Origin of the sequence: Sphaerotilus sp. (assembly GCF_041083715.1) — a bacterium.
GTDB lineage: Bacteria > Pseudomonadota > Gammaproteobacteria > Burkholderiales > Burkholderiaceae_C > Sphaerotilus.
Genome location: NZ_JBFPGY010000370.1, coordinates 1 through 17072, shown reverse-complemented (window position 1 = coordinate 17072; position 17072 = coordinate 1). Strand labels below are relative to the sequence as shown.

General features: G+C 67.1%; 18 protein-coding genes. 5 read left to right on the top strand and 13 right to left on the bottom strand.

Translation table 11 applies throughout. The features are described from left to right. Positions 1–359: SDR family NAD(P)-dependent oxidoreductase (locus AB3X43_RS17490; RefSeq protein WP_369431144.1), on the bottom strand; the 359-nt coding region annotated here is incomplete at its 3' end. A gap of 197 nt (positions 360–556) precedes the next feature. Here AB3X43_RS17490 and AB3X43_RS17485 point away from each other — a divergent pair. Next, a complete protein-coding gene (locus AB3X43_RS17485) occupies positions 557–1441 on the top strand; it encodes a LysR substrate-binding domain-containing protein (protein WP_369431143.1) in 885 nt (294 codons plus the stop codon). Positions 1442–1567: 126 nt separating this feature from the next. Here AB3X43_RS17485 and AB3X43_RS17480 read toward each other — a convergent pair whose 3' ends face one another. The 12 genes from AB3X43_RS17480 to AB3X43_RS17425 form a co-directional block, all read right to left on the bottom strand. Next, positions 1568–2170 carry an SIS domain-containing protein gene (locus AB3X43_RS17480; RefSeq protein WP_369431142.1) on the bottom strand — a complete coding sequence of 201 codons (603 nt, stop codon included), beginning with the start codon at positions 2168–2170 and terminating at the stop codon, positions 1568–1570. Then, positions 2160–2858: an HAD family hydrolase gene (locus tag AB3X43_RS17475; protein ID WP_369431141.1), complete on the bottom strand. Its 699-nt coding sequence runs from the start codon at positions 2856–2858 to the stop codon at positions 2160–2162. The genes AB3X43_RS17480 and AB3X43_RS17475 overlap by 11 nt, the downstream gene beginning before the upstream one ends. A gap of 14 nt (positions 2859–2872) precedes the next feature. Further along, positions 2873–4840, bottom strand: coding sequence for a phosphoenolpyruvate--protein phosphotransferase (gene ptsP / locus AB3X43_RS17470; RefSeq protein WP_369431140.1), 1968 nt, complete (start codon positions 4838–4840; stop codon positions 2873–2875). Between the two features lie 38 nt (positions 4841–4878). Then, positions 4879–5256 (bottom strand): PTS glucitol/sorbitol transporter subunit IIA, encoded by a 378-nt coding sequence (locus tag AB3X43_RS17465; protein ID WP_369431139.1) that lies wholly within the window; start codon positions 5254–5256, stop codon positions 4879–4881. A 42-nt stretch (positions 5257–5298) separates the two neighbouring features. After that, on the bottom strand, positions 5299–6297 hold the full coding sequence (srlE, locus tag AB3X43_RS17460; protein ID WP_369431138.1) for a PTS glucitol/sorbitol transporter subunit IIB: 999 nt from the start codon (positions 6295–6297) through the stop codon (positions 5299–5301). A gap of 37 nt (positions 6298–6334) precedes the next feature. Continuing rightward, positions 6335–6889: a PTS glucitol/sorbitol transporter subunit IIC gene (gene srlA / locus AB3X43_RS17455; RefSeq protein ID WP_369431137.1), complete on the bottom strand. Its 555-nt coding sequence runs from the start codon at positions 6887–6889 to the stop codon at positions 6335–6337. Between the two features lie 88 nt (positions 6890–6977). Beyond that, positions 6978–7373, bottom strand: a complete 396-nt coding sequence (locus AB3X43_RS17450; protein ID WP_369431136.1) for a transcriptional regulator GutM — start codon at positions 7371–7373, stop codon at positions 6978–6980. Between the two features lie 149 nt (positions 7374–7522). Continuing rightward, complete coding sequence (locus AB3X43_RS17445; protein WP_369431135.1) at positions 7523–8818, bottom strand: acetoin dehydrogenase dihydrolipoyllysine-residue acetyltransferase subunit; 1296 nt, start codon at positions 8816–8818, stop codon at positions 7523–7525. A 2-nt stretch (positions 8819–8820) separates the two neighbouring features. Then, on the bottom strand, positions 8821–9828 hold the full coding sequence (locus tag AB3X43_RS17440) for an alpha-ketoacid dehydrogenase subunit beta (protein WP_369431134.1): 1008 nt from the start codon (positions 9826–9828) through the stop codon (positions 8821–8823). Beyond that, positions 9818–10849 carry a thiamine pyrophosphate-dependent dehydrogenase E1 component subunit alpha gene (locus AB3X43_RS17435; RefSeq protein ID WP_369431133.1) on the bottom strand — a complete coding sequence of 344 codons (1032 nt, stop codon included), beginning with the start codon at positions 10847–10849 and terminating at the stop codon, positions 9818–9820. The genes AB3X43_RS17440 and AB3X43_RS17435 overlap by 11 nt, the downstream gene beginning before the upstream one ends. Next, the gene (locus tag AB3X43_RS17430; RefSeq protein WP_369431132.1) at positions 10846–12177 is read right to left on the bottom strand and encodes an NAD(P)H-dependent oxidoreductase; all 1332 of its coding nucleotides are present in this window, start codon (positions 12175–12177) and stop codon (positions 10846–10848) included. The genes AB3X43_RS17435 and AB3X43_RS17430 overlap by 4 nt, the downstream gene beginning before the upstream one ends. Positions 12178–12418: 241 nt before the next feature. Then, complete coding sequence (locus AB3X43_RS17425) at positions 12419–13438, bottom strand: sugar-binding transcriptional regulator (protein WP_369431131.1); 1020 nt, start codon at positions 13436–13438, stop codon at positions 12419–12421. A gap of 90 nt (positions 13439–13528) precedes the next feature. Here AB3X43_RS17425 and AB3X43_RS17420 point away from each other — a divergent pair, with 90 nt between their 5' ends. The 4 genes from AB3X43_RS17420 to chrA all read left to right on the top strand — a co-directional run. Continuing rightward, positions 13529–14350, top strand: a complete 822-nt coding sequence (locus AB3X43_RS17420; protein WP_369431130.1) for a hypothetical protein — start codon at positions 13529–13531, stop codon at positions 14348–14350. A gap of 17 nt (positions 14351–14367) precedes the next feature. Beyond that, on the top strand, positions 14368–14967 hold the full coding sequence (locus AB3X43_RS17415; protein ID WP_369431129.1) for a hypothetical protein: 600 nt from the start codon (positions 14368–14370) through the stop codon (positions 14965–14967). A 211-nt stretch (positions 14968–15178) separates the two neighbouring features. After that, the gene (locus AB3X43_RS17410; protein ID WP_473965144.1) at positions 15179–16171 is read left to right on the top strand and encodes a chromate resistance protein ChrB domain-containing protein; all 993 of its coding nucleotides are present in this window, start codon (positions 15179–15181) and stop codon (positions 16169–16171) included. Further along, positions 16168–17072: chromate efflux transporter (chrA, locus tag AB3X43_RS17405; RefSeq protein WP_369431127.1), on the top strand; the 905-nt coding region annotated here is incomplete at its 3' end. The genes AB3X43_RS17410 and chrA, both read left to right, overlap by 4 nt.

Here is a 17072-nt window from a genome sequence, read left to right as displayed (position 1 = left end):
GACATGTACAGCGTGCCACGCAGGCTCACGTCGAGGATGCGGTCGTAATCGGCGCCAGTGATGTCGCAGGTCTTCGCTGGCTGGGTGATGCCGGCGTTGTTGACCAACACGTCGATGCGCCCGAAAGTTTTCAGCACCGCGGCCATGGCGGCGTCGCATGAGGCCTTGTCGGTGACGTCGGCGACCAGACCGAGGTGCCCGGCGCCGATCTGCGCCGCCGCCGCAGCAGGCTCTGCGCGAGCCAGGTCGACCACGACGACGCGGGCGCCGTGCGATGCCATCAGCCGCGCCGTGGCGAAGCCGAGGCCGTTGAGACCGGCACCGCCGGTGATGACGGCAACTTTGTCCTTGAGCAGCATGTCTTGCGTCTTCAGTGAAGTGAGGGTTCAGGATCAACACGGGAGACAAGACCGGCGCTGCCGGATCCTGGGGGCTGTGTGCCGCGACTTGTCTCCCCTGTGCTTGCGTCGCATATTCGTTGCGGCTCAACATGAATGCAAACGACTTTTTTTCAGCCTAAGATGAGCGATACTCAACCAATGGCAGGGTTGTCCCCATGTCCTTTCTCCCCCCCGTCGTCAGCCTCCAGTCCTTCGAGGCCGTGGCCCGGCGTCGCAGCTTTGCGCTCGCAGCCGCGGAACTCCACGTCACGGCATCGGCCGTCAGCCACCAGGTCTCGAAGCTTGAGGCGCACCTGGGCGTGCGCCTTTTCGAGCGCAGCGCGCACGGTGTGCGCATCAGTCCCGCGGGAGAGGCTTATCTGTCGCGCATCGGTGGCGCGTTGTCGGCCATCGCAGCGGCGACCGAGGACCTGAAACAGGGCGTCAGCAACAGCCTGTATGTCCACTCGGCGCCCAGCATCGCGAGCTTGTGGCTGATGTCGCGGCTTCAGGCCTTTGCAGAGGCCTATCCCGACATCTCGCTGAATCTGTCGGCAGCCCACACTCCAAGCGACTTCGAACTTGGACAGGCGGACATCGATCTCCGCTACGGTGTGCCGAACTGGCCGGATCTCGTGGTCGAGCCTTTGTTCGTCGAAAGCATCGTGCCTCTTGCGAGTCCTGCGTTCATCCAGAAGCACCGTCTGAAGCAGCCCGAGCAGCTGCTTGGAGTCAAGCTCATCCAGAGCAACGTCAGCGTCATTCAATGGTCCGACTGGTTCGCAGCCTTCACGGACATGCGCGCACCCGACCGGTTCGCGGTGCGGTTTGACCGGGCACAGATGTCACTCGACGCGGCGACTCAAGGACTGGGGGTGGCACTCGAAAGCACGACCATTGCTGGCCGACACATCGCTGAACGCAAGCTTCGGCCCGTGTTCGGGCTTGACAAGGCTGTCAAGGTGAAAGCGCACTTCGCCGTGTATCCAGTTCGACACGCCAAGCGACCGCCAGTCGAAGCGTTCCTGTCATGGCTGCACGGCGAGGCCTCGAAGTCTTAGCGCGTGTCGACGATCTCGCCGACCCTGAAACTGTGGGGAGGAAGCCAAGAGCCTCCGCCTGCGTCATGCCAAACGCTGGTTCAATAGCCACCTGCAGTGCGCTCGTCTGGCTTTTCTCGCTGTTCCTCATGCGCCCCCGGAACAGTAGTTGCCAGGAAAGAGACGCCGCTCCACCAGTTCGATCAGGATGTGCAGCACCTTGATGTGCAGTTCCTGGACCCGATCCGCAAAGGCGCCAGCCGGCGTGCAGACAACCACATCGCTCAGGGCTTCGAGGGTCGGGCTGGGTCGGCCAGACAGCACGATGACCGTCAAGCCGAGCGCGCGGGCCACCTCTGCCGCACGGACAACATTGCGGCTCGTGCCACTGGTGCTGAGTGCCAGCAGGCAGTCGCCGGTCCGGCCGTGCGCTTCGATGTAGCGGGAGAACACCTGCTCGTAGCCAAGGTCGTTGCCGACACAGCTCAGGTGTCCGGGATCGCTGATCGCAGTGGCCGCCAACGCCGCACGGTCCTGCCGATAACGGCCGGTCAGCTCCTCGGCGAAGTGCATGGCATCGCACATCGAGCCGCCGTTGCCGCAGGAGTACACCCGACCCCGCCGCTGGAATACGTCGACCAGCAGATCGGCCGCACGCCCGATGCTGGCCAACGCGGCCTCGTCGGACAGCAGGCGGGTCAAGGCAGCCTGTGCGTCGCCAAGGCTGGCACGGATATGGTCAATCGACATGGGGTTCCCGGTAGCCATTTTCCAACACCGCGATCAGCGCGGGCAGTTCGCTCATGCGTGCGAACACGGCGACCGCCCCCGCTGCGCGCAAACGGTCGCCATGATCGCTGAATACATGGCTGCCCCCGAGAAAGCCGACCACCCGCATTCCCGCGGCACAGCCGGCCCGGACCCCGGTGGCGCTGTCCTCGATCACCAGGCACTCGGCCGGTGGCACGCCAAGCTGCCGGGCCGCGTGCAGGTAGGCGTCTGGCGCGGGTTTCGGGCGGCCCACGTCCTCGGCGCTGTAGATGTGCGGGTCCAGCCAGTCCAGCAGGCCGGCCCGCTCCACGCTGCGCCGCAGGCGATGACGGGCGCTGTTGGAGACCACCGCCACCGGCCGACCCAGCGCCCGGTAGGTGTCGAACATGCCGGGCATGGCGGTGGCGCGTTCGGCCACTTCGGCGTCGATGCGGTGCTGCAGCGCGCGGCGGTGTTCCTCGGACAAGGGCTTGTCCAGCAGGCGCTCCACGGCCGCGATGATCTCGATGACCCGCATCCCGAACAGGTCTCGGGTCAGCGAGCGGATGTCCGAGCGGTCAAAGACCGATGCCAGCACATCTGCCAGCACCTCCTCGGCCATCACCTCGCTGTCCACGATGACGCCGTCGCAGTCGCTGAGCACGCAGCGGATGGGAACGCCAGACAAGGTTTTGTCCTCGGTCACAGCTCGCAGATCCGCTTCTTGGCCGCCAGGATGGCCGCAGGACTCATGCTCAGTTCGGTGACACCCAGGTCGATGAAGCGCGGCAGCAGATCGAGATTGGCCGCCGCCTCGCCGCACACCCCGACCCAAATGCCCGCCCGCGCCGCCGCCTGGCAGGTCATCTCGATCGCGGTCATCACGGCCGGGTGCTCCGTGCGATAGAGCGCCGCGATCATGGCGTTGGCGCGGTCGGTGGCCATCACGTACTGCGTCAGGTCATTGGTACCGATCGAGAAGAACGCCACCTCGGCGGCCAGCGCATCGGCCTGCAGCACGGCGGCCGGCGTCTCGATCATGATGCCCAGCTCGAACGAGGCGTGTGCCTGCCCCTCGGCGAGCAGCTCCTGCGCACAGGTGTCGATGAGCTGGCGCACGCGGCGGACCTCCTCGATCTCGCTGATCATCGGGATCATCACGCGCACATTGCCTTCCACCGCCGCCCGCAGCAGGGCGCGCAACTGCGGCTTGAATATCTCCGGCCGGTCCAGGCACATGCGCACGCCGCGCCAGCCGAGGAACGGGTTCTCCTCGCGGGGGAAGTCGATGCCCGCCACCGGCTTGTCGCCCCCGATGTCCAGCGTCCGGATGATCACCGGGCGCGGGTGGAACGCCCGGGCCAGTTGCCGGTAGACCTCGGTCTGCTCGTGCTCGGTGGGCAAGGTGCGCTGCTGCATGAACAGCAACTCGGTGCGGAACAGGCCCACACCCATCGCACCGGCATCGAGCGCGAGTGCGATCTCACCCAGCGCGCCCAGATTGGCCACCACCTCGATCGCCCGGCCATCTCGGGTGCGGGGGTGCAGGTCGCGGTAATGCTGCAAGGCGGCACGGGCCTCGCGCTCGGCAGTGATCTGGCGCTCGGCGTGGGCCTGCTGGCACGCGTCGGGGTTAACGATGACATGGCCGGTGTCCCCCTCGACCACCAGGGTCTGCGCGGCCTGCAGCTCCACCTCCGACAGCGGCACGCCCAGCACCGCCGGGATGCCGTGCGTGCGCGCCATGATGGCCACATGCGACGTGGCCGAACCACCCGTGCAGACCAGCCCCCGCACGTGGCGGATCGGCACCTTGGAGAACTCCCAGGCGCTCAGGTCGGCCGCCACCAGCACGCTGGGCCGGTCGATGCGCGACAGGTCCGGCAGCGGCTGACCGAGCAGCGCAGCGGCCAGCTGACGTGTCACCCCCCGGATGTCCTCGGCCCGGGCACGCATGTAGTCGTCGGTCATCGACTCGAAGGTCGCGGCCAGCACCTCGCCCACCCGCAGCGTCACCGCCGCAGCGTCGCCCTGGGCCTCGATGCCCCGGATGATCGCGCCCACGTACTCCTCGTCCTGGGCCACATCGACCAGCGCCTGCAGGATGGCACGGTCCTGCGCGGCAACGGGTGCGTCGTCGTCCATGCCCTCGGACATCGGGCGGACAAACTCGGCCAGCGCCTGGCGAAAGCGGTCGAGTTCAGCGGCGATGTCCTCGACCTCGACCACATGGCGCACCGCTACCAGCGCGCGCGGCAGGTAGACATAGGCCGACCCGAGGGCCGTGCCGCGACTGCCAGGCACGCCCTGCACGCGGTTGGGCGCCGCCGGCCCTGCGGTCACGTCCGGTCCCGTCCCGCCGGCCGGCGCAGCCTCGGCAGGTGCCACCGCCCCGGCCTCCCCGATCAGGCCGGACTGCGGATCGTGCAGATAGTCCATCAACTGGTGCAGCGCCAGGTGTTCGTCCGGCCCGTCGGCGCGCAGCAGCACCTCGTCGCCTTCCTTCACGCCCAGCAACATCAGCTTGACCGAACTCTTGGCATTGGCCTGTGTGCCGCGACAGACGAGTTCAACGCTGCAGTCGAAGCTCTTGGCCAGCTTGGCCATGTGGGTAGCGGGGCGGGTGTGCAATCCTTCGAGGACACGCACGGTAGTGGACAACTCGATCATGGAAGAGGCAACCGATCAGTCAGTCAATCAATGCATCGTCAGTCGGCGATGACGATGGGGCTACCCGACCGCATCTGCTGACGCAGCGCCGACAGATCCAAAGGCTCCACACAGATTTCTCCGGGCCGCTCCGCCAGCACCGCACCGTTGAAATTGAACACGACATGGCCCAGCTCGCGCACCTTGTTCCAGGCGCTGCTGCCGACGGCGCTGACGCGGGTGGTGAGTGTGCCCAACGTGATCTGCGCGCCGACGGGGGGGGCCACCGACGCCACCATGCCCGAGACGCGGTGCTGCACCGACACCTCGGCCAAGGCGGCCGGGGCACCATCCTCGTACAGGATCAGCACGCCACCGTCGAGCAGGTCCGGCACCTCTTCGCCGATGGCGGTCACGGTGGTGGAGTAATAAATCATCTGTGTGTGTCCTTTGGCATTCATTGTGCATTCAGCATGTGGTCAGAGCAGGAAGCTGACCAGCCAGGCGATCACGACCGAGACCGGCCCCATGATCTGCCGCGAGATCAGCACCGCCGGCACACCCACCCGGATCGTCTCGGGCTTGGCCTCGCCGAGGGCCAGACCTACCGGCACGAAGTCGCAGCCGACCTGGGTGTCGTAGGCGAACAGCGCGGGCAGCGCCATCGCAGGCGGAATCGTGCCGCTGGCGATCGCCGGGCCGATGATGGCGGCCCCGATCACCTGCGCGATCACCGCACCGGGCCCGAGGATGGGCGACAGGAATGGCAGACCACAGATCGCCGACAGCACCAGCAGCCCGACCACGTTGCCCGCCAGCGGCTCCAGCAGGTGCGCCAGCACGGTGCCGACGCCAGTCGAATTGATCAGGCCGATCAACATGGTCACGAAGGCCATGAAGGGCAGCACGTTGCGGATCACCTGGTCGATGGATTTGCGTCCACTGTTGAATAGCACGCCGACCACGCCGCCCATGCTGCGCCCGATGGAGGTGATGAAGCCGACCACGCCGCCTTGCGGGGCGTCGTTGGCAGCGGCGCGGGGCGCGCTGGCCGGAGCAGTCGCCGCGGCGGCGGCGTGGAAGACAGGAGCAGATCCGTCGGAGAGTTTCATGTTGTCCACCGTGACACCGGACACGTAGATGTCCTCAGTGATGAATTCAGCCAAAGGGCCGGACTGGCCAACCGGGGTGAGGTTGACAGTCGGAATGCGCTTACGTGGGTAGACGCCGCAGCGGGCGGTGCCGCCGCAATCGACGATCACGGCGGCGACTTCGCTCTCCGGCGGCGGTGCGCGAAAGCCATCGACGACGGTGGCGCCGGTCAAGGCCGCCAGGCGGTGGGCCAGTTCCGGGATGCCGCCACCGGTGACGGCCATGATCTTGTCGCGCTCGGCCGTGGGTGTGATGACGAGGGGACCGCCCCAGCCACCGGGGCCACGGCTGACGGTGACGGACTTGAAGGTCTTGCTGCTCTGCATGGTGTTGTCTCCGAAAGGTTTTGTCGGCAGAGGACGGTCAGAGAACCACGCCGTCGCGCTTGGCGATCATGGCGGTGATGCGCTCGGTCACGATGCCCTTGAGCAGGTTGACGAACAGGCCCACCAGCAGGTAGGTCAGGGCCAGCTTGGCCAGCGAGAACGGTGCGTGGCCCGTTTCAGCCAGCTTGGTGATGGCAGCACCCACACCCAGCCAGACAAACAGCTCGCCCGGATTGCAGTGCGGGAACAGCCCGGTGATCGGATGGCACAGCGACACGGCCGAGTCGTAGAACGCGGGCTTGTGCTTCTCCTCGACGAACATGCCGAAGGTATAGGCCATCGGGTTGGTCAGGAAGAACATCGCGAGGAACGGCAGCACGGTGTAGCGGGTGATGACGTTGCCGGCGGCGAATTGCGCCATGCGGTGGACGCGCTGCTCGCCGACCAGGCCGATCAGCGTGTAGACCGCCGTCAGCAGCACGATCAGTGTGGGCAGGATGCCGGTGACGAAGCCGACGAAGGTTTTTCCGCCGGCATTGAACACGCCGATGAACGCTTCCGCGCCACGTGCAAGAAATTCAAAAGTTTCCATGGTTGTCTCTACCTCTTCTATTGCTTGGTTTACTGGAACTGGGGGTGGTCCGAATCGGGCCGTGGGGTGGGTGGGCTACCGCAGCGTTTCACTTTTGTCGGGCACGCACCTCCTCCACCTGGGCAATGGCCTGGCGGATGGCCAGGGCGGTGCGGTCATCGCGCTGACCTGGGGCGAAGTGCATGGCCAGCGTGGACAGCGACCAGCCCACCACCCCGTCCTGCGGCTTGAAGCGGGCGAACACGCTCATGCCCGACATCACCTGCAGGCGCCGCACCCGCAAGTCCGGCCCGACTTCCAGCAAGGCGATGGCGCCCAGTCCGAACCGCGGCCGGTGCTGGCCCATGCCGAGAAACCCGTCGCTCCAGGCCCCGGTCGCGCTGGTCAAGGCACGGCGGTAATGCGACCACTGCACCCAGGAGCCCGCAATCTGAAGGCTCCAGAAAATCACCAGCAGGATCAGGGCACTCTGGGTAAATTGCATGGGGTTTCTCCTGGGCTGGAAGGGTGGTGCGGGGGTCAGTCGATCGTTAATTTGTCGCGGTTCGATCGATGAGCAAATGCTACATTTGTACTTTTCAAAGTCAATATGTTCATCGTCAGGGTGTTCACCTAGACCCGATCCAACCGCACTCAGGCCGCTTCGGCCGCCCGCCATTGCTGCTGCAACAGCTCCGCCACCAGCCCCGCCGCCTCCACCTGCGGCAGGTGTCCCACGTCGTGCAGCAGATGCACGGCCACGCGCCCCGGCAGGTCCGCTGCATGGGCGATTGGCAGGATGCGGTCGGCACGTCCCCAGACCACCTTGATCGGTACCCGCAGCGTCGGCCAGGCCACCCCCGCCGACCCGGCCTGCCGCCCTGCCGGCATGAGCCGTGCCGCCAGGGCCGCCAGCGCCGCCTGCCGGCCCGGTGCCTGCAGCTGCTGGAACGCGGTGGCGACGAAGGAACCACTGAGCACGGCGGGGTCGTGGAAGAGCCGCAGCAGCACGGCCCGCAGCGCGGATTCGGTCTGCGCCGACACCAGCCCGTCGATGAAGGCGCCGTCGATGTCCGCCCCGAGACCGGCCGGCGCGAGCACGGTCAGCGAGCGCACGCGGTCACGGGCCAGCGCCGCGGCGGCCAGCGCCGTGCCGCCCCCGAGCGAATGGCCGAGCAGGTGGAAGCGGTCCACGCCCTCCTGGTCCAGGCGCCGGAGCACGGCGTTGGCCAGGTCTTGCAGGGACTCCACCGGCAGGCGCCCGGACTTGCCGTGGTTCGGCAGGTCGATGCCGATCAGCGGCATGTCGGGCGGCAGCAGCGACACCAGCGGACGCCAGCCCACGTGGTCGGCGCCGAAGCCGTGCAGCAGAACCACCGGGGCACCACTGCCGCGTTGCCACCAATGGAGGTGCAGCGGGCTGGTGCGATTCCCTCCGGCGCCGACCGGCACGTCCGCACCGACGATGCGCCCTTGTGGCCCCGAGCCGATCAGCGACCGCAGTTCGATGCCATGTTCGCGTGCCAGGCTGCGGGCCAGGGGAGTGGCGCGCAGCAGGGGCACCCCGGCCACGACCGGATCGGCAGCCACCACCGGCGGTGCGGCAGGGGCTGGCGCAGGTTCAGGCGCGGACACGGACGCGGGCGCAGGCAGGGGCACCTCGGGGACGGCCGCTTCGACCGGTGGCTCGGCGGCGGACGGCATCCCTTCGCCCGGCGCCAGGATCCAGCCCACGACCTGCCCCACGGGCATGACCTCGCCAATCTCGCCACACAGCCCGGCGACGATACCCGCTGCGGGCGCATCGACCTCCATCGTCGCCTTGTCGGTCTCGATCTCGAACAGCACTTGGCCCCTGGTGACCTGATCGCCGTCCTTGACGTACCAGTGGGCGATCTTGCCTTCGGCCATGTCCATGTCCACGCGGGGCAGGATGAGTTCGGTGGCCATGGTCAGCGCCCTCCCTGCACGGTGCGGCGCACGGCGGCCACGATGTCAGGCACCTGCGGCACGGCGGCCCGCTCCAGGTCCGGGTTGTAGGGCAGCGGGCAGTCCGCGCCGCCGAGCCGCACGATCGGCGCATCCAGCCGGTCGAAGGCCTCGCTCTCGGCGATCGCCGCCGCCACCTCGGTGCCGATGCCGAACTGCTTCGTGCCCTCGTAGACGCAGACCAGCCGGGTCGTCTTGCACACGCTGTCGATCACCGTCCGGTAGTCCATCGGCCGCAGCGAGCGCAGGTCGATCACCTCGGCCGAGATGCCTTCCGCCGCCAGTTGCTCGGCCGCGTCCAGGGCCTTGTGGACCATGATCGAATTGGCCGCGATCGTCACCTGGTCGCCGACGCGCCGGACGCGGGCCTCGTGCAGCGGCTCGGTGTAGTAGCCCTCGGGCACCGGGCCTTTCATCTTGTAGAGCAGCTTGTGCTCGAAGAACATCACCGGGTCCGGGTCTTCGATGGCCGCCAGCAGCATGCCCTTGGCGTCGTGCGGCGTGGACGGCTGCACCACCTTCAGGCCGGGCACATGCGCCAGCCACGCCTCCAGGCTCTGGCTGTGCTGAGCCGCCGCCCCGGTGCCCGAGCCGCTCGGAAACCGCATCACCAGCGGCACCGACGCCTTGCCGCCCAGCATGTAGCGGATCTTGGCGGCCTGGTTGACGATCTGCTCCATCGCCAGTGCCGCGAAGTCCGAGAACTGGAACTCGAACACGGGCCGCTGGCCCAGCAGTGCCGCACCCACCGCGACCCCTGCCCCACCCAGCTCGGAGATCGGCGTGTCCATCACGCGGTCCTCGCCGAAGCGGTGGACGAGATCGCCCGTGACCTGAAAGGCACCACCGTAGACACCAATGTCTTCGCCCATCAGGAACACGCGATCGTCACGCTCCATCGCCAGGGCCAGCGCTTCCTGGATGGCTTGCGAGTAGGTCAGCTCTCGGCTGGCGGCGTTTTCAGCGGACATGGGCGGTCTCCCCCGGAACATGCGTGTAGACAAAAGAGGTCAGGCTCGACAGTTCGGGCGCCGGGCTGTTCCTGGCGAACTCGACGGCGTCGTCGATCTCCCGCGCCACGTCGGCGACCAGCGCCTCGATCTGTGCGGCATCGATCAGGCCGTGCTGCAACAGGGTCTGCTCGAAGCGGCCGATCGGGTCCAGCGCGATCCAGGCGTCGATCTCCTCCTTGGTGCGGTAGCGGTTGCGATCGCTCTTGGAGTGGCCGCGGTGGCGGTAGGTCATGCATTCGAGCAGCGACGGACCTTCGCCCCGGCGCGCGCGGTCCACGGCCTCGGCGGCGGCTTCGGCGACGCAGGCGAAGTCGTTGCCGTCCACCGTCACGCCGGGCATGTCGTAGGCCACGGCGCGCTGGGCGATGCGCTTGACGGCGGTGGAGCGTTCGGTCGAGGTGGACATGCCGTACTGGTTGTTCTCGCACACGAACACCACCGGCAGCTTCCAGATCGCCGCCATGTTCAGGCTCTCGTGGAAGGCGCCCTCGTTGTTCGCGCCGTCGCCGAAGAAGCAGATGGCAACGTTGGGCAGCCGGCGCTGCTTGAGTGCCAGCGCGGCACCCACGGCAATCGGCATCCCCCCGCCCACGATGCCGTTGGCACCCAGGTTGCCGCTGGCCACGTCGGCGATGTGCATCGAGCCGCCACGCCCCCGGCAGTAGCCGGTGTCCTTGCCGAAGAACTCGGCGAACATGTACTTCGCCTCGGCACCCTTGGCGATGCAGTGGCCGTGGCCCCGGTGGGTGGAGGTGATGTAGTCGCCCGGTTCCAGTACCGCGCACACCCCGGTCGCGCTGGCCTCCTGGCCGATCGACAGGTGCATGGTGCCGTGGACCAGCCCGCGCATGTACGCCTGCTCGGCCCCTTCCTCGAACTGGCGGATCAGGTGCATCTGGCGCAGCACCCCGTGCAGCGCGGGAACGCTGAAACGCCGGAAGATGGCCGGCACGCCTTCCTGGCTCGGAACCCCCGTCATGCCAGCACCCCTTGCTCGCCGTAGACCATCACGTCCTGGCGGCGGCGCAGCTCGACGATGCGCGATCCCGCATCCACTGCGGTGTTGGCATAGGTGACCAGCTCGCCCTTGCGGATGGGTTGCAGCACCTTGGCCTGCTCCAGCAGACCGCAGGGAATGGCGCGCTGCTGGCGGGCGTCCTCGGCCGTCATGGCCCAGGCGCGGTAGGTGTACTCGCCGATGGCGTCGAGCGTGTCGCCGGGCACCAGGTCGCGCTTGGCGACGGCGCAGACCTCGGCGGTCGGCCGGGCGATCGGCGCCATGTCGGCCCGGCCGTACAGCACCGCCCGCACGCAGGTCAGCGGCACCTCCAGGCTGCACAGGTGGTAGGGTCGGTAGAAGGTGTAGTAGGGGCCGGTACCGAGCTTGAGGTAGTCCATGCGCTCGCGCAGCCGCGGGTGCGCCATTTCGGCGACGACGAAGACACCGGGGGCCACGCCCTTGCCGATGGTGTAGTCCACCACGCCCTTGCGGTGCAGGATGCCGCCGTCCTCGCGCGGGCACAGCACCCGGTGCAGCTCGTCCAGCCCCGCGGCCGGGCCGTGCATGCCGGGCACATCCGGCACCAGCCCGGTGGCGTTGGCGATGGCACACATCTCCACCGCCGTCTTCGAGCCGTCCACAAACTCGACCAGCATGCGCGGGTTCAGGTTCTTGCCGTGCGCCTCCGCAGCGTACTGGTCGGGCGTCGCGTCGATGTTGAGCGGGTTGTTCTTGCCTTTGCCGGCGGCGATCACCGGATAGCCCAGCGCCGAGACGAAGTTGATCAGCTCGATCGTGGCACTCGGCTCGTCACCCGCCCCCAGCGAGTAGACAACGCCCAGGCGATCGGCCTCGCGCTTGAGGTAGGCGCCGATGGTCACGTCGGCCTCGACGTTCATCATCACCAGGTGCTTGCCGTGCTCCATGGCGTTGAGGCCGATCTGCGCCCCGACGGCCGGCTTGCCGGTGGCATCCACCACCACGTCGATCAGGTCGCTGCTGCACACCAGTTGCGCGTCCTGCGTGATGGCGATGTGGCCGTCCTCGACCGCCCGGTCGAAGGCGCTCGGCGTCTCCACCAGGCGGTGGACATCGCCGGTGTGCCCGGCCTCCTGCAAGGCCCGCAGGGCAGCGGGAATGTTGAGGTCGGCGATGGCCGCGACCACCACCCCCTTCATGTGCAGCACCTGCGTCACGATGTCGCCACCCATCATGCCGGAGCCGATCAGGCCGATGCGGATCGGCCGGTGGCTCAGCGCCCGTTGCTGCAGGTCGGCCGCGAGGCCACTGGGAATAAAGCCGCTCATAGGGATCTCCAAGGAGTGTCTGCCCGGCCGGTTGATCGGGCCTTGATTGCACATTTGTATTTCATTGTGGCACTATGTACATCAATGAAGCAAGGCAGGTGCAGCCTTGAACAACCCCGTGGAATCCCTGATGCAACGATCTGAACGCTCTGCGTTTTCCGGCCAGGCAAAGAAAAAGCCGCATCACTTGCGCGATGCGGCTGGGGGCGACCACGCTGGCGTGGCCCTTGGGAAACGGGACTCAGGCGGGGCCGGCGAGTTCCAGCAGGCGGGCCGCCACGACCTCGTCGGTCACGAGCACGGTGGGCCGAACCAAGCGCATGGCCCCCAGCACGGCCTCGGCCTTGTCCTGCCCGCCCGAGGCCATGATGCGCCGGGGCACTGCCTGGAGGGTCTCCGCGGGAATCGCCATGACGCAGTGCTGGATCGGGTGGTCGATCAGATGGCCGTCCGCATCGAAGAAATGGAACAGCGTCTCGCCCACCGCCCCCTGCTTGATCATCGAGCGGCGCAACGCGTCGGACACGAAGCCGTCGCGGTAGGCGGTGCCGCTGGCGGCCATGCTGCCCACGCTGATCAACACGGCGTCGAGCGCCTTGGCACGCTCGAAAACCTCGCCCAGCCCGCAGTGCTCGATCAAGGTCTGCCGCGTGGCGGGCGTGTCCACGATGGCGGGTGCGGTCATCAGGTAACACTCGGCCTGGAACAGGCTGGAGAAGCGCCAGGCGAATTCGGACGGGTTGAATCGCTTGACTTTGGTGATCCCCCCCAGCAGCGACACGACCGACAGATCGGCCACGGGCGATTCCTGGATGTAGCGCAGCGACTCCAGCAGCGTGCGGCCCCAGCCCACGCCGATCTTCATGCCGGGTTGCACGAAGTCCGACAGGTACAGCCCCAGGGCCGCACCGATCGGCTCGGTGGCGTCCGAGTCGGGCGACGACAGCGGCACCACCACCGCTTCCGCCAGGCCGAACCGCTGCTCCAGCGCACGCTCCAGCCCCACACATTCGGGCAAGCCGCTCTGGATGCTGAACTTGATCTCATGCCGCTCACGCGCATCCGACAGCAGCCTCACCACAGTGACGCGGCCCACACCCAGCACCTGCGCGATCTCGTTCTGGGTCATCTCCTCGATGAAGTACATCCAGGCAGCCCGCAACCGCATCCGCCGGGTGCGGGCATTGGTCACGCTGCGTTCGATGGGTTTGCCATCGCCTGGGGAATCTGCGGCGGAAAATGCAGGAGTCTTCTTGTTCAAAGGAGGATCCTCGTGTCGCGGGATGGCCGCGCCGTGTTGGCGTCAAGCGTCTATGCTACTCAATGCATTTGAAATGGACAGGAGTTCATGATGCCTCGCAAATTTCTACGGCCCAAGGTGCCCTCGTCGCTTTCCGATGGGGACATCGGGTTGGCCATGAAAGACGGGTTGCGCGAAATCCGTTTCAACCTCAAGCGAGGTGCACACAAACTGGTGGAAGGTGTTCAGACCGCATCTCACCGTGACGACAGTACGACACTAGGCCGGTTCGGTGAACCTTTAGGCTTGGCTGTGCGCACTACGGCGCAGTTGCTGCGCAGCGCTGATCATGCTGCGGTGGACTTGCTTAGCTCTGACGGGCATTACCGAGCGATGGACATTCCGCTGTGCCCTTCGGCGACCTATTTCAGCGCCGAACACACCATCGACCCGATCCGCCTGTTCACGCGCGACCACCACTGGCGCTACCGCCACCTGCTCAGCTTGCGGGGAACGAATGACCTGTTCGTGTACGAGCAGCGCATTGAGCGTGCAGGCCAGCAACTGCGCAGCGCCGCCAGTCCGGGCAAGGCCCAGGCGGAACACCTGTTGCATGCACCGCCCTCACCGCACCAGCTCAGCGCACGCATCGTCCTGGCCCTGCAGGCTGCTGATGTACTGACGCCGGCGATCGACACCGCTGAGGCCACCGAGGAGCCGAGCCTGAACGACCACGCGGCCCTGTGCGTCGTGCTGGCTGGCGAGCTGGCACCACTGATCCCCGGGCCGGTGCGTCAGCAGACCGAAATGGCACTGCGTCTGGCCGACGAGGTCTGCAGCGCCCACCAGGCAGTCTGGACACAGGCCTTGGGCAGCTCGACGCCGGACACGGCCCTGGCCGCCTGGATCGCCTTCGCCCTGCGATACATCTGATCTCGTGGAGAACGTCCATGCTTGACATCCGCACCGCGCAGCACTGGGCTGCCTCCTCTGCTTCCCTGTCGCAGATCAGAACTTGGCGGTGGTTCCGCGTGGCGGTACCCAGTTTGATGTCGGATCTGGCCCTCCGGATCAGCAGCACGGAGCCACCGGGCATCGAGGCCGTGGTCGAGGTGCTGCCACTGGGCCGGGTATTCTGGGGATGGGTGTCCGTACTGGACGGGCTTCAGCGCTACGAGCCACTGGAACCGGAGGACTACGCCCATTTTGCGTCTGGGGTGCTGCTGGTTTACCTGCTCAGAGAGCACCCACTGCAATGGCAAGGTGCTTCGCGCAGCCAAGAAGTGCTGGTGCTGACCCAGACAGCCATGACGCTGCTGTCGACTTGGCTCGCCATGCTCAGAGCATCACCCTTGAGCGATCAGATCATCGAAGTCAACGAGGCTCAGTGGAGCAGCTACATCGAGAACGTCACCGAAAACGCCGATGTGGCTGTTGCCTTTCTGGACTTCTTCACTGGCCGTGAACCACGGTGGCAGCTCCCGCTGATCCTGACGGAACGGCCTTTGTTTGCACATGCGCTGGGAGCTTTGCACAAAGCGGCTCAGTAAGGATGCCCCAGGGGTACGGCAACATGTTGATGAGAGTTCGACCGAGGCCGACGCGGCCTTGTCAGTCAACGTCACAGGGCAGTGAACTACACCCCTTCCAGGTCATGCCCAAGCGCTGGGTTGTCGAACACAGCGTTGCAGGACGGAAGAAGAACCGCGGGTGCTGGCTCAATTCATGTAGATATGACTACACAGATGTATAGTTAGATACATGGATTCAGAACAGGCACCGTGGCATCTCTTGGTTCTATCCCTGCCAACGGCCGGTGCCACCGCCCGCATGCGCATCTGGCGGGCGCTCAAAGCCTTGGGCTGTGCTGCGCTGCGCGACGGTGCCTACCTGCTGCCGGCTCACCCCGAACACCATGACGCGCTGCAGGCCCTCGCCGACGAATGCCTGCGCGAGGGCGGCAGCGCCTGGCTGCTGTCCGCCATGCCTGACCGTACTGCCGACGCCCAGACTTACCCGGCGCTGTTCGACCGCCGAGAGGACTACGCCAGCCTGCGCAAGACCTGGGCAGAGACGGCTCCGACCCTGGCCACGCTCGGCGTGGCCGAGCTGACCCGGCTGCACAAGAAACTGCGCCGCGAGTTCGAGGCCCTGCGCGCCATCGATTTCTTCCCGAACGAAGCGGGGCTGGAGACCGACGCCGCGTGGCGGGACTTCAGCGCCCGCATCGAGCGCCTGCGCTCGCCGGACGAACCACAGGAGGCCGACGGCACCGTGCCGCCGCGCCTGGACGCTGCGCTGTACCAGGGCCGCCTGTGGGCGACGCGGCGCAGCCTGTGGGTGGACCGCGTGGCCAGCGCCTGGTTGATCCGGCGCTTCATTGACCGCAGCGCCCGTTTCCTGTGGCTCGCCCAGCCCGCCGATTGCCCGCCCGAGGCCCTCGGCTTCGATTTCGACGGCGCCGTGTTCAGCCATGTCGGGGACCGCGTGACCTTCGAGACGCTGCTGGAGAGCTTCGGCCTGACCGGCGACGCGGCCCTGGTGCGGCTCGGTGCCCTGGTGCACGGGCTGGATGTCGGCGGCCCGCTGGCGCCCGAGGCCAGCGGGTTCGAGGCCGTGCTGGCCGGGGCGCGCGAGCGGCTGCCCGATGACGATGCCCTGCTGGCCGAGGCCAGCGCCATGCTCGATTCGCTCCACGCGCATTTCCAGCGCGCAGCGCAGCGGCCCCAGACACCCAGCCGGATCACCCCATGAACGACACCACCACCGTTGCCGCCCCGGTCCCAGCACCCGCACCCACCTACACCCTGTGGCAGCTCGTGCGCTACATGCTCGCGCTCGGCACCTGGGGCTTCGGCGGCCCGGTGGCACTGGTGGGCTACATGTACCGCGACCTGGTCGAGCGCCGGCAGTGGATCTCCGAGGCCGACTACAAGGAAGGCATGGCCCTGGCCCAGTTGATGCCCGGCCCGCTGGCGGCCCAGCTCGCGATCTACCTCGGCTACGTCCACCACCGCATCCTGGGCGCCACGCTCGCCGGGCTGGCCTTCGTGCTGCCGTCGTTCTGCATGGTCGTGGTGCTCGGGGCGCTGTACGTCGCCTATGGTGGCATCGGCTGGATGCAGGCGGTGTTCTACGGCGTCGGCGCGGCGGTGATCGGCATCATCGCGATGAGCGCGTACAAGCTCACCACCAAGAACATCGGCTCCGACCGGCTGCTGTGGGCGGTCTTCGCGGTCAGCGCGGCGGTCACGGTGATCACCAAGTCGGAGATCGTCTGGCTGTTCCTCGGCGCGGGCGTGCTGGTGTGGCTGCTGCGGGCGCCGCCGAAGAAGGGGTTCGGCGGGCGGCTGAACGGGCTGGCTGCTTCGGCCCCGGTGGTGGGCGCCATGCTGGCCAGCACCGTCGATTGGCCGAAGCTGGCCGAGATCGGCGCGTTCTTCGCCTACGCGGGCAGCTTCGTGTTCGGCAGCGGCCTGGCGATCGTGCCCTTCCTCTACAGCGGCGTGGTGCAGGAGCACGGCTGGCTCACCGACCGGCAGTTCGTCGATGCCGTGGCGGTGGCGATGATCACGCCAGGGCCGGTGGTCATCACCACGGGCTTCATCGGCTACCTGGTGGCGGGGTTCTGGGGCGCGGTCGTGGCGGCGCTGGC